Origin of the sequence: Micromonospora sp. U21, assembly GCF_018070045.1 — a bacterium.
GTDB lineage: Bacteria > Actinomycetota > Actinomycetes > Mycobacteriales > Micromonosporaceae > Micromonospora.
Genome location: NZ_JAGPYK010000009.1, coordinates 103,983 through 116,002, shown reverse-complemented (window position 1 = coordinate 116,002; position 12,020 = coordinate 103,983). Strand labels below are relative to the sequence as shown.

The window sequence follows — 12,020 nt, the reverse complement described above, 5'->3', positions numbered from 1 at the left end:
CGGTCAGCCTCCAGAGCCCTGCTGGCTGGTCACCGACGGCTCGCCGGTCGCCGGCTTCGGCACGCCGAGAGGCAGCTTGCCGTCCGGCAGCCGGACGTATCCCGGTTCGCCGGCGTCCACCAGGCCCAGCCGTCGCGCCTGGGCGGTCAGGTTGCCCGGCGCCTCGGCATCGGCGATCTGCTTGTCCAGCTGCTGCTTCTCCAGGTCCAGTTGGGCCTGCTGCTGCTGCAGCTTCTCCAGCCGGAACGCGTTCTCATTGATCTTGGTGTTGACCGCCAGGATGCCCAGCACCCCGCCGACGACCAGCACCACGATCAGCGCCGCGAACGGCGCGCGCGGCACCGACACCGGCGGCGGCGGCGCCACCCGCAGCCGGGGCGGGCGGGCACTGGCGGCGACGGCGGCCTTCTCGGCCGGCCGCAGCGCGGCGGTGCCCTGGGTCGGGAACTCGCGCGCCCCCCGGGCGCGAGCCTCCCCCTGCCGGTTCACTCGATCGATGCGTGGCGTACCGTTGCCCACGCGCGGAGCCCGCTCCGCCGCGGTCCGGCCCCCCGACCGCGGTGTGCGCTGCCCGACGCCGGTGACGTCCCGACGGTCGCGCTTGTCAATGTTCATGTCCCTCCCCCTCTACATCCGTCCCTCTGTCGTCCCCCGGCGTCCCTGGATCCCCCACGGATCCCGTGGACCCCGTCCCCGGTTGGTGCATCGCCTTCACCCGTCGGCGGGACCGTTCGCGGTCGGTCCGCCCCTGCTGTGTCGCGTTCGGGTCGAGTCGCTCCGCGGCCCGCAACCGCACCGAGGCGGCTCGCGGGTTCACGGCGACCTCCGCCTCCCCGGGCAGTTCGGCGCCCCGGCTGAGCAGCCGGAACGTCGGACCGGACCCGGGCAGTTCGACCGGGAGGTCGATCGGGCCCTTACTGCGGACCCGGTCCGCGAGCGCCACCTTGGTGAGCCGGTCCTCCAGCGAGTGGTAGGACAGGACCACCATGCGACCGCCCACGGTCAGTGCGTCGAGCGCGGACGGCAGCGCTGACTCCAGCGCTGCCAGCTCCTTGTTTACCTCGATCCGTAAAGCCTGAAACGTTCTCTTTGCCGGGTGTCCACCCGTTCGTCGGGCTGGTGCCGGAATCGAGGCCCGGACCAGCTCCGCCAGCCGCGCGGACGAGGTGATCCGGGCGCGTTCCCGCTCCCGGATGATCGCCGAGGCGATCCGGCCGGCGAACTTCTCCTCGCCGTAGACCCGCAGCACCCGGGCCAGGTCCGGATGTGCATAGGTGTTGACCACCTCCTCGGCGGTCACCCCCCGGGTCTGGTCCATCCGCATGTCCAGCGGCGCGTCCTGGGCGTACGCGAACCCGCGGTCGGGCGCGTCCAGTTGCAGCGACGAGACACCGAGGTCGAACAGGATCGCGTCGATGCCCGGATAGCCCAGCCGGTCCAGCACCTCGGGCAGCTCGTCGTAGACGGCGTGCTCCAGGTGCATCCGGTCGGCGAAACGGGCCAGCCGGACCCGTGCGTGGGCGAGCGCCTCGGTGTCCCGGTCGAGCCCGATCAGGACCGTCTCCGGGTGCGCCTCCAGCACCGCCTCGGCATGCCCGGCCAGGCCGAGCGTCGCGTCGACGTACACCGTCCGGCCGCCCCGACCCAGCGCGGGGGCCAGCAGCTCGAGACACCGCTCGAGCAGCACCGGCACATGCGTGCCGCGCAGCTCCCCCATCATGACCCCCACTGGTTGAAACGTCCGTTCGTTCGTGCGCCTGTCGCGGGACGGCGCCGCCGTCGTACCGCCAGATCCCCATCCGCTCCCGCCTGACACCGGGCTTCCGCCCGATGTCCGGATCGTGCGCCTGGCACCGGGGAAGGGATGCCAGGAACTCGAAAGCGGCTGGAGATCTCGCAGTACGTCGGGCGCCGTTCCGCCCTACAGACCGCCGGGCAGCACCCCCTCCTCGATGTCGGCGAAGTCGTCTTCGCTCTCGGCGAGGTAGGTCTCCCAGGCGACCCGGTCCCAGATCTCGACCCGCGTGCTCGCGCCGATCACGACCAGATCGCGGTCGAGCGCGGCGTACGCCCGCAGGTGGGCCGGGATCGTCACCCGGCCCTGCTTGTCCGGCACCTCGTCGTGCGCGCTGGCGAAGAAGACCCGGCTGTAGGCCCGGGCCGCCTTGTGCGTCATCGGCTGCGCGCGCAACTGCTCCGCGATCCGCTGGAACTCGGGCGTCGGGAAGACGTAGAGACAGCGATCCTGCCCTTTGGTGACCACGACACCCCCCGCCAGCTCGTCCCGGAACTTGGCCGGAAGGATCAACCGGCCTTTGTCGTCCAGGCGCGGAGTGTGGGTGCCGAGAAACACCGGCCCTACCCCCTCGCCCTTAAGCGGCGTTCGCGGCGCCGCTGACCCCCCGGGCCGGTGAGCCCTCCCGGCCTCACCATTGGGCCCCACTCTACTCCACTTCCCTCCACCTGCAACCAGAATCGACCGCGTGGCGCGCCGGATCCGTGGGCAAAACCGCACGTCACAAGGGGTGGGGCGGAGTGGAGGGCCGCAGCGGCCGCCCGGCGTGGTCCGCTTTCCGACATAGATCGACTCCGTCCGGTGGACGTCGACCCGGCCACCCGCGTCCGCACCACAACCGAACGGTTCACCGTCGGCGGCGATCTGGTGGGGTGGGCGGTCCGGTAACCTCGCTCGCGTGACGGACGCGAAAATGCCCCTACGGGCCAAGGTGGCCAGCTCCGTGTCCCGGACCGCCGCGGCGCTCTCCCGGGCGGCCGGCCGTGGCGACGGTTCGGTGATCGGCGGGTGGATCGGGCTGAAGATCGACCCGGACCTGCTGGCCCACCTGTCGGCCGGGCGCGCCATCGCGCTCGTCTCCGGCACCAACGGCAAGACCACCACCACCCGGCTGGCCGCCGCCGCGGTCGGCGTGCTCGGCCGGGTCGCCACCAACTCCTTCGGCGCCAACATGCCCAGCGGGCACACCTCGGCGCTGGCCAAGGCCGGCAGCACCCCGTACGCGGTGCTGGAGGTCGACGAGCACTACCTCGCCCAGGTGCTGGAGGCGACCGAGCCGCACGTGGTCGCGCTGCTGAACCTCTCCCGCGACCAGCTCGACCGGGCCAAGGAGGTCGCCATGATGGCGCAGCTCTGGCGCGCGGCGCTGGTCCGGCACACCGACGTACGCGTGGTGGCCAACGCCGACGACCCCATGGTGGTCTGGGCCGCCACTCCGCCGGCCGACCCCGCCCACGGCATCAACCCGCCGCACGTGACCTGGTTCAGCGCCGGCCAGCGCTGGCACGACGACTCCTGGGTCTGCCCCGAGTGCGGCTCCACCATCCAGCGCTCCGGCGACCAGTGGTGGTGCACCGGCTGCGCGCTGCGCCGACCGGAGCCGCAGTGGGTCGTCGAGGACGAGGGCGTGCTCGACCCCACCGGCGCCTGGCACAAGGTCTCCCTCCAACTGCCCGGCAAGGTCAACCTCGGCAACGCGGCGACCGCGCTGGCCGTGGCCGCCGAGTTCGGCGTCCGCCCGGTCGACGCGGTGTCCCGACTCGGCATCGTCACCTCGGTGGCCGGCCGCTACGCGCAGGTGGACAAGGACGGGCGTAACATCCGGCTGCTGCTGGCCAAGAACCCGGCCAGCTGGCTGGAGGCCTTCGACATGGCCGACGAGGCGCCCACCCTGCTCGCCATCAACGCCCGCGACCCCGACGGGCTGGACACCTCCTGGCTCTTCGACGTCGACTTCGCCCCGCTGCGCGGCCGGCAGGTGCTGATCACCGGCGACCGGGCGTACGACCTGGCGGTCCGGCTGGACGTCAACGACGTGTCGTTCCAGCACGTGCGCACATTTGACGACGCGATCCGGTCGGTCCCGCCGGGGCGGCTGGAGGTCATCGCGAACTACACCGCGTTCCAGGACATCCGAGCGGAGTTGGACCGTGTCAACTGAGAGCCTGCGCATCGTCTGGATCTACCCCGACCTGCTTTCCACCTACGGCGACCGGGGCAACGCCCTGATCCTCGCCCGACGGGCGCGCCAGCGCGGCATGCCGGTCGAGGTGCTGGAGGTCCGCTCCGACCAGCGGCTGCCCGCGACCGCCGACATCTACCTGGTGGGCGGCGGCGAGGACGGCCCGCAGGCCCTGGGCGCGCAGCGGCTGATCGCGGACGGCGGCCTGCACCGGGCGGTCGCCCAGGGCTCGGTGGTGTTCGGTGTCTGCGCCGGCTACCAACTGCTCGGCACCTCCTTCTTCGCCAAGGGTGTGCAGTGCCGCGGCCTGGAGCTGCTCGACCTGCAGTCCGACCGGGGCCCGAGCCGGGCCGTCGGCGAGCTGGCCGGCGAGATCGATCCGCGGCTGGGCCTGCCCGCGCTGACCGGTTTCGAGAACCACGGCGGTCGCACCCACCTCGGCCCGGAGGTCGCTCCGCTGGCCCGGATCACCGCCGGGGTCGGCAACGACGGCAGCACCGAGGGTGCCTGGCGCGGCAAGCTGCTCGGCACGTATTCGCACGGGCCCGCACTGGCCCGCAACCCGGCCCTGGCCGACCTGCTGCTGCGCTGGGCCACCGGCGCGCACCAGCTCCCGCCGCTGGACGACACCTGGTCGGACCGGCTCCGGAGCGAGCGCCGCACCGCAGTGGCCGCCGCCCGGGCATGATCCGGGCCGTCCGGCGGCTGCTCCGGCAGCCGTCGGCCGCCCGGTTCGCCCTGCTCGTGCTGCTGATCGGCCTGTGCGCGTTGCTGTTGCTCCTGGCACCCCGGCCGGATCCGGCGCGGCTGCCGCAACTGGCTGACCGGCTCGGCGACCTCGCCCCGGTGGCGGCGATCCTCGGTGGCGCGCTGCTGCTGGTCGCGTTGGTCCCCCGGACGTTCATCACGCTCGCCGCGGGCGCGATCTTCGGTCCGCTGGAGGGTGCCGCGTACGCCCTGGGCGCCGCGCTGGTGGCGGCGGCGGTCGGGTTCACGGTCGGCCGGTTGCTCGGCCGGGAGTTCGTCGCCGAGCGGGTCCGCGGCCGGCTGGCCCGCCTGGACGGTTGGTTCACCCGGCAGAGCGTGCTCGGCGTGGTCACCGTCCGGCTGCTCCCGATCGCCGGCTTCGGGCTGGTCAGTTACGGCTACGGCACCACCGGGGCCCGGGTCCTGCCGTTCCTGGCCGGCAGCGTGATCGCCTCCGCCCCGACCGCCTTCGGCTACGCCGCGATCGGTGCGGCGGTCAGCTCCCCCGGCCACATCAACTGGTACGCGGCCGCCCCGGCCAGCCTCGGCCTGATCGCCAGCGTGGTGCTGATTTCCCAGTGGTGGCGCGCCGAGCGGCAGCGCCGCTCGGTGCTGAGCCGATGACGGGCGGGCCTGGCGAGCAGCGGCTCGCCGGCGGCTTCGTCGCCGAGGTGGTCCGGGCCGGCGACACGGTACGGCGCACGCCGCCGGCCAACCTGGAGTTCGTCGGCGCGCTGCTGCGCCACCTGGCCGAGGTGGGCGCGGACCTCGCGCCCCGTTACCTGGGAATCGACGCCCACGGGCGGCAGACACTCAGCTACGTCGCGGGTCGGGTGCCGTGGCGCGACCGGGAGGACGCGGCGTTCTTCGCCGACCGGGCGCTGGTGCGGCTGGCCGAGCTGATCCGGCGACTGCACGACGTGTGTGCGGGCACCCCGCTGGCCGGCGACGCCGAGACGGTGTGCCACCGCGACCTGTCCCCGAAGAACACGGTGTACCGGGACTACCCGGCCGGGCCCCTGCCGGTGACCTTCCTCGACTGGGACCTGGCCAGGCCGGGCCGACGGGTCGAGGACGTGGCGTTCGCCGGCTGGCACTGGGCGGCGTTGGGCGAGGGCGCCGATCCGACCGAGCTGGGCCGACGCTGCCGCGTGCTCTGCGACGCCTACGACGCGGCGTCCGCCGCACCCGCGCGTCCGGCACTGCCACGCGATGAACTGGTGGACGTGATGCTCCTCCAGATCGAGAGCACCTGGCGGAGCATCGACGCCGGCGCCGACCGCGACGAGCCGGGTATGCGCCGGCTACGCGACGCGGGCGCGGTCGAAGGGGTACGCCGCTGGCAGGACTGGCTGCTCACCCACCGCCATGCCGTGACGGCGGCGTTCACCGCCTGAGGCGGTGCCGGGCCTCGAAGGCCGGCCTGTCGCGCCGCAGAGCCAGCGTGTCGCCCGCGGCGGCGTGCGGCGCTTGGCGACGGTGGCCTGCCGCGCCCCGCCGAGACGCCGCCCTGCCGCGGCCCGCGGAGACGGGCGCCCTGCCGCGGCCCGCGGAGACAGATGCGCCGGAGAGCGTTATGACTCAGAGGTATGAATATGCCTCTGAGTCATAACGCTCGTTCCGGCGTCCGCCGCCGTCGACGTCACACCGCGTAGCGCACGCCGGTCATTCACCAGCGCGCCCCTCATCGACAGGGGCGTCAGGCGACGACCGAGACCACTCGGCCCGGGACGACGATGACCTTGCGAGGCTCCTTGCCGGCCAGGGCGGTGGACACCGCGTCCAGGGCGGCCGCGCGAACGGTCTCCTCGGACGAGTCGGCGGGCACCTCGATGCGGCCACGCACCTTGCCGTTGACCTGCACCGGATAGGTGACCGTGTCCACGACCAGCAGTGCCGGGTCAGCCGTCGGGAAGTCCGCGTACGTCAGCGACGTGTCGTGGCCCAGCCGCCGCCACAGCTCCTCGGCGACGTGCGGAGCGAACGGCGCCACCATCAGTACCAGCGGCTCGGCCACCTCGCGCGGCGTCGCCGACAGCCGGGTCAGTCCGTTGGTCAGCTCGATCAGCTTGGCGATCGCGGTGTTGAACCGGATGCCGTCCATGTCGCCACGGACGCCGTCGATCACCTTGTGCAGCAGCCGGCGGGTCGCCTCGTCGGCCGGCTCGTCGGTGACCCGCAGCGCGCCGGTCTGCTCGTCGACCACCGCCCGCCAGACCCGCTGCAGGAACCGGTACGAGCCGATCACCGCCCGGGTCTCCCACGGGCGGGACACCTCCAGCGGGCCCATCGACATCTCGTACACCCGGAAGGTGTCCGCGCCGTACGCCGCGCACATGTCGTCGGGGGTCACCACGTTCTTCAGCGACTTGCCCATCTTGCCGTACTCGCGGTTGACCACCAGGTCGCCCAGGTAGTAGGCGCCGTCGCGCTCGGCGACCTCCTCGGCCTGCACGTAGCTGCCGCGCGAGTCGGTGTACGCGTACGCCTGGATCATGCCCTGGTTGAACAGCTTGCGGAACGGCTCGATCGACGACACGTGCCCCAGGTCGAACAGCACCTTGTGCCAGAACCGCGCGTACAGCAGGTGCAGCACAGCGTGCTCGGCGCCACCGACGTACAGGTCCGTGCCGCCACAGTCGCCCTCGCCGCGCGGGCCCATCCAGTACCGCTCGTTCTCGGCGTCGACGAACCGCTCGCTGTTGGTCGGGTCCAGGTAGCGCAGCTCGTACCAGCAGGAGCCGGCCCACTGCGGCATCACGTTGGTCTCCCGGGTGTAGCGCTTCGGCCCGTCACCCAGGTCCAGCTCCACCTCGACCCAGTCGCGGCGACGCGACAGCGGGGTCTCCGGGTTCGAGTCGGCGTCGTTCGGGTCGAACGTCTTCGGCGAGAAGTCGTCCACCTCCGGCAGCTCGACCGGCAGCATCTCCTCCGGCAGGGCGATCGCCGCGCCGGTCTCGTCGTAGACGATCGGGAAGGGCTCACCCCAGTAGCGCTGCCGGGAGAACAGCCAGTCGCGCAGCCGGTAGGTCACCGCGCCGGAGCCGTGCCCGTTCGCCTCCAGCCAGGCGATGATCGCCGACTTGGCGTCGGCGACCCCCAGGCCGTCCAGATCCAGGCCGCGCTCGGGCGCCGCGCTGTTGATCGCCGGGCCGTCCCCGGTGTACGCCTTGCCGTCGAAGCCCTCCGACGGCTGCACGGTGCGCACGATGGGCAGCTCGAAGACCTCGGCGAACGCCCAGTCCCGCTCGTCCTGCGCCGGCACCGCCATGATCGCGCCGGTGCCGTAGCCGGCCAGCACGTAGTCGGCGATGAAGATCGGGATCTGCCCGCCGGTGACCGGGTTGGTGGCGTACGCCCCGATGAAGACGCCGGTCTTCTCCTTGGTGTCGGCCTGCCGCTCGACGTCCGTCTTGGCCGCCGCCGCCTTGCGGTACGCCTCCACGGCCGCACGCGGGCTCGCGTGCCCGCCGGTCCAGGCGTCCCGCGTCCCGTCCGGCCAGGCGGCCGGCACCAGCGCGTCGACCAGCTCATGCTCGGGCGCCAGCACCATGTAGGTGGCACCGAAGATGGTGTCCGGCCGGGTCGTGAACACCCGCACGGGCGCGCCGGCGGTCGGGAAGTCGATGTGCGCACCGGTGGAGCGACCGATCCAGTTGCGCTGCATGTGCTTGATCGGCTCCGGCCAGTCCAGGCCGTCCAGGTCGTCCAGCAGCCGGTCACCGTACGCGGTGATCCGCATCATCCACTGCTTCAGGTTGCGCTTGAAGACCGGGAAGTTGCCCCGCTCGGAGCGCCCGTCGGCGGTGACCTCCTCGTTCGCCAGCACGGTGCCCAGCCCCGGGCACCAGTTCACCGGGGCCTGCGAGACGTACGCCAGCCGGTGGTCGTCGACGACCTGGCGGCGCTCGGCGACGCTCAGCTCGGCCCAGGCCCGGCCGTCCGGGGTCGGCCGGTTACCGCCTTCGAACTCGGCGATCAACTCGGCGATCGGCCGGGCCCGGCCGGCGTCGCGGTCGTACCAGGAGTTGAAGATCTGCAGGAAGATCCACTGGGTCCAGCGGTAGAAGTCGGTGTCGATGGTGGCCACCGAGCGGCGCTCGTCGTGCGCCAGCCCCAGCCGGCGCAGCTGCGCCTTGTACCGCTCGATGTTCGCCACCGTGGTGGTCCGCGGATGGGTGCCGGTCTGCACCGCGTACTGCTCGGCGGGCAGGCCGAACGCGTCGAAGCCCATCGCGTGCAGCACGTTGCGGCCGGCCATCCGCTGGTAGCGGGCGTAGCAGTCGGTGCCGATGTAGCCCAGCGGGTGGCCGACGTGCAGGCCCGATCCGGAGGGGTACGGGAACATGTCCAGCACGTACAGCTTCTCCGCGCCGGCCCGGGGGTGGCCCGGGTCGGCCAGCGGGCCGGTCGGGTTCGGGGCGTGGAAGGTGCCCTCGCGCGCCCAGATGTCCTGCCAACGGATTTCGATCTCGTCGGCCAGGGCCGCGGTGTACCGGAACGGGGGAATGTCGCCCGCCGGTGCGGCTGCCTCACTCATCGTCTCTCCTCGCTTCGCTTCGCTTCGTCTCGGCGCCACCGGGCCGGGCCGGCGACGGGCACAAAAAAGCCCCTCGCACAGGAGGGGCCGCCGTGCTGTCGCGCGTTCAGCGCATCAGCACGGCCCGGTAAGAAGCAGGAAAGCTCCGGCCATGTCGGCAGTGTACCTCGCCGCCGCGCCGGACCGGCGGTGCCCGGGACGAGCCAGGTCCGATCCCCCGACTTGGCGAATATCGGTGCGTAACCGACGGACTACCTGCGGGGGTCGGCGATAACGACAAACATGGTTAGCCTGAGAGGCCAGTGAGAATTCTGCGGCAAACGAGGCTCGACGTCGCGAACCCAACGGCGGGTCCAGGTGCTCTCTATAGAGCTGCCGTGACGGCGACGAGGAGGAGGCCCGTGACACAACAGACCTGGGACGAGGTGGGCGGCTTGCTGCCGCACGACGAGTTCCGCGCCGCCAGCGAGGCCATCGTAGCCAACATCGAGCAGGTCATCGAGGGTAAGACCGCCACCGTGCGGCTGGCCCTGGCCGTCCTGCTCGCCGAGGGCCACCTCCTCATCGAAGACGTCCCCGGCGTCGGCAAGACCAAGCTGGCCAAGGCGCTCGCGCGGTCCATCGACTGCACGGTGCGGCGGATCCAGTTCACCCCCGACCTGCTGCCCAGCGATGTCACCGGCGTCAGCGTCTACAACCAGGAGACGCACGACTTCGAGTTCCGCCCCGGCGCCGTGTTCGCCAACCTGGTCGTCGGCGACGAGATCAACCGGGCCTCGCCGAAGACCCAGTCGGCGCTGCTGGAGTGCATGGAGGAGCGGCAGGTCACCGTCGACGGCGTGACGTACCAGCTGCAGACCCCGTTCATGGTCATCGCCACCCAGAACCCGATCGAGATGGAGGGCACCTACCCGCTTCCCGAGGCGCAGCGCGACCGGTTCACCGCCCGGATCGCGATGGGCTACCCGGACGCTGGCGCCGAGCTGGCGATGCTCGACGGGCACGGCGCCACGGACCCGCTGAACGAGCTGCGGCCGGTCTCCGACGCGGACATCGTCCGGCAGCTCATCGCCACCGTCCGCAAGGTGCACGTCGCGGACGCGGTCAAGCAGTACGCCATCGACCTGGTCACCGCCACCCGCGAAGCCCCCGACCTGCGTCTGGGCGCGTCCCCCCGGGCGACCCTGCAGCTGCTGCGTACCGCCCGGGCGGTCGCCGCCCTCGAGGGGCGCGACTACGTCCTTCCTGACGATCTGCAGGCCCTCGCGGTGCCGGTGCTCGCGCACCGGATCATCCCGACCGCCGACGCGCAGCTGGCCCGACGCACCACGGACGCGATCGTCTCCGAGCTGGTGCACCGACTGCCGTTGCCACACGACCGGCAGCGCTCGCCCTACGACACCCGGCCCGCCACCGGCAACGGTCGCGCGCCCTACGAGCCGCGGAGGCCGTGACGTGCGTGCCGGGCTGCGCGGGTTGACCACCCGCGGGCGCTCGTTCCTGGCCGCCGCGGTCGCGGCGGCGATCTCGGCTGGCATCCTGGGCGAGAAGGACCTGCTCCGGGTGGCCGTGCTGCTGGGCATCCTGCCACTGCTGGCCGCGGCCTACGTGGGGCGCAGCCGCTACAAGCTGGCCTGCAACCGGTCCCTGGACCCGCACCGCGTCCCGGTCGGGGCCAACTCCCGGGTGGTGCTGCGCCTGCAGAACCTCTCCCGGCTGCCGACCGGCACCCTGCTGCTGGAGGACCGGCTGCCGTACGCCCTGGGCAGTCGACCCCGGGTGGTGCTGGAGCGGCTGGGCGCGCACCAGGCCAGCTCGGTGGCGTACACCGTGCGGGCCGACGTGCGGGGCCGCTACGACGTGGGCCCGCTGGTGGTCCGGATGACCGACCCGTTCGGTCTCTGCGAGCTCAGCCGGGCATTTCCCAGCACCGACCACCTGACGGTCATCCCGCAGGTCACTCCGCTGCCGTCGGTCCGGCTCCCGGGGGAGTACGCGGGCAGCGGCGACAGCCGGGCGCGCTCGGTGGCGGTGCACGGCGAGGACGACGCGGCGACCCGGGAGTACCGGCGCGGCGACGACCTGCGCCGGGTGCACTGGAAGTCCACCGCGCGCACCGGCGAGCTGATGGTGCGCCGCGAGGAGCAGCCCTGGGAGAGCCGGGCCACGGTCGTGCTGGACACCCGCGCGTACGGTCACCGCGGCGACGGGCCGACGGCGAGCTTCGAGTGGGCCGTCTCCGCCGCCGCGAGCATCGCGGTGCACCTGCGGCAGGCCGGTTACAAGCTGCGCCTGGTCACCGGCTCGGGGGCCGACGTGGACGCCTCGGAGGCCGGCGGCGACGGGGCGCTGCTCGACCACCTCGCCGAGGTCCGGTTGGACCAGCGGGCCGAGGTGACCAGCCTGGTGCAGCGGGTCCGGCAGCGCGCCGACGGTGGGCTGATCATCGGGTTGTTCGGCGCGGTGAGCGTGGCCGAGGCCGAGCTGCTGGCCGGCCTGCGGGGCAACGGCGCCACCTGCGTCGGCTTCCTGCTGAACAGCTCCACCTGGCTCAGCCTGCCCGAGAAGGCCCGGGCCGAGGCGGAGCACGCGCACGGCGCCGCCGTGCTCGCCATGCTGCACAGCGGCTGGCGGGTGGTCGGCGTCGACCACGGCAGCCGACTGCCGGCGCTCTGGCCGCAGGCCGGCCGGGGCTCCCAGGGGTTCGCCCTGCGCGCCGCGCTGGCCGAGACGGTCGCCGGCGGCGTGCGATGAAC

Annotated in this window: 10 protein-coding genes; 6 read left to right on the top strand and 4 right to left on the bottom strand. The window is 72.6% G+C overall.

Annotated elements, in window-relative coordinates; all coding sequences use genetic code 11:
• Positions 1–3: 3 nt before the first annotated feature.
• The 3 genes from KBX63_RS14800 to mraZ form a co-directional block, all read right to left on the bottom strand.
• Positions 4–615: a hypothetical protein gene (locus tag KBX63_RS14800; protein ID WP_210911594.1), complete on the bottom strand. Its 612-nt coding sequence runs from the start codon at positions 613–615 to the stop codon at positions 4–6.
• Entirely contained in the window at positions 605–1,717 is a 1,113-nt protein-coding gene (gene rsmH, locus KBX63_RS14795; RefSeq protein ID WP_210911899.1) for a 16S rRNA (cytosine(1402)-N(4))-methyltransferase RsmH, read from the bottom strand. Before rsmH ends, KBX63_RS14800 begins: the two co-directional genes overlap by 11 nt.
• A 204-nt stretch (positions 1,718–1,921) precedes the next feature.
• Positions 1,922–2,353: a division/cell wall cluster transcriptional repressor MraZ gene (mraZ, locus tag KBX63_RS14790; protein ID WP_210911593.1), complete on the bottom strand. Its 432-nt coding sequence runs from the start codon at positions 2,351–2,353 to the stop codon at positions 1,922–1,924.
• A 355-nt stretch (positions 2,354–2,708) separates the two neighbouring features.
• On the opposite strand from mraZ, the gene KBX63_RS14785 reads away from it, so the two are divergent.
• Genes KBX63_RS14785 through KBX63_RS14770 form a run of 4 tightly spaced genes read left to right on the top strand, consistent with a single transcriptional unit; the run spans position 2,709 to position 6,121 of the window.
• Complete coding sequence (locus KBX63_RS14785) at positions 2,709–3,956, top strand: MurT ligase domain-containing protein (RefSeq protein WP_210911897.1); 1,248 nt, start codon at positions 2,709–2,711, stop codon at positions 3,954–3,956.
• Entirely contained in the window at positions 3,946–4,665 is a 720-nt protein-coding gene (locus tag KBX63_RS14780) for a type 1 glutamine amidotransferase (RefSeq protein ID WP_210911591.1), read from the top strand. The genes KBX63_RS14785 and KBX63_RS14780 overlap by 11 nt, the downstream gene beginning before the upstream one ends.
• The gene (locus KBX63_RS14775; RefSeq protein WP_210911590.1) at positions 4,662–5,348 is read left to right on the top strand and encodes a TVP38/TMEM64 family protein; all 687 of its coding nucleotides are present in this window, start codon (positions 4,662–4,664) and stop codon (positions 5,346–5,348) included. Before KBX63_RS14780 ends, KBX63_RS14775 begins: the two co-directional genes overlap by 4 nt.
• Complete coding sequence (locus KBX63_RS14770) at positions 5,345–6,121, top strand: phosphotransferase (protein ID WP_210911589.1); 777 nt, start codon at positions 5,345–5,347, stop codon at positions 6,119–6,121. The genes KBX63_RS14775 and KBX63_RS14770 overlap by 4 nt, the downstream gene beginning before the upstream one ends.
• Positions 6,122–6,423: 302 nt before the next feature.
• Here the strand turns inward: KBX63_RS14770 and leuS are convergent, their stop codons facing one another.
• On the bottom strand, positions 6,424–9,264 hold the full coding sequence (gene leuS, locus KBX63_RS14765) for a leucine--tRNA ligase (protein ID WP_210911588.1): 2,841 nt from the start codon (positions 9,262–9,264) through the stop codon (positions 6,424–6,426).
• A 401-nt stretch (positions 9,265–9,665) separates the two neighbouring features.
• Between leuS and KBX63_RS14760 the strand changes: the two genes are divergently transcribed.
• Together KBX63_RS14760 and KBX63_RS14755 are read left to right on the top strand one after the other, a co-directional pair.
• On the top strand, positions 9,666–10,718 hold the full coding sequence (locus tag KBX63_RS14760) for a MoxR family ATPase (RefSeq protein WP_210911587.1): 1,053 nt from the start codon (positions 9,666–9,668) through the stop codon (positions 10,716–10,718).
• A gap of 1 nt (position 10,719) precedes the next feature.
• Positions 10,720–12,018 (top strand): DUF58 domain-containing protein, encoded by a 1,299-nt coding sequence (locus tag KBX63_RS14755; RefSeq protein ID WP_210911586.1) that lies wholly within the window; start codon positions 10,720–10,722, stop codon positions 12,016–12,018.
• Positions 12,019–12,020: the final 2 nt, after the last annotated feature.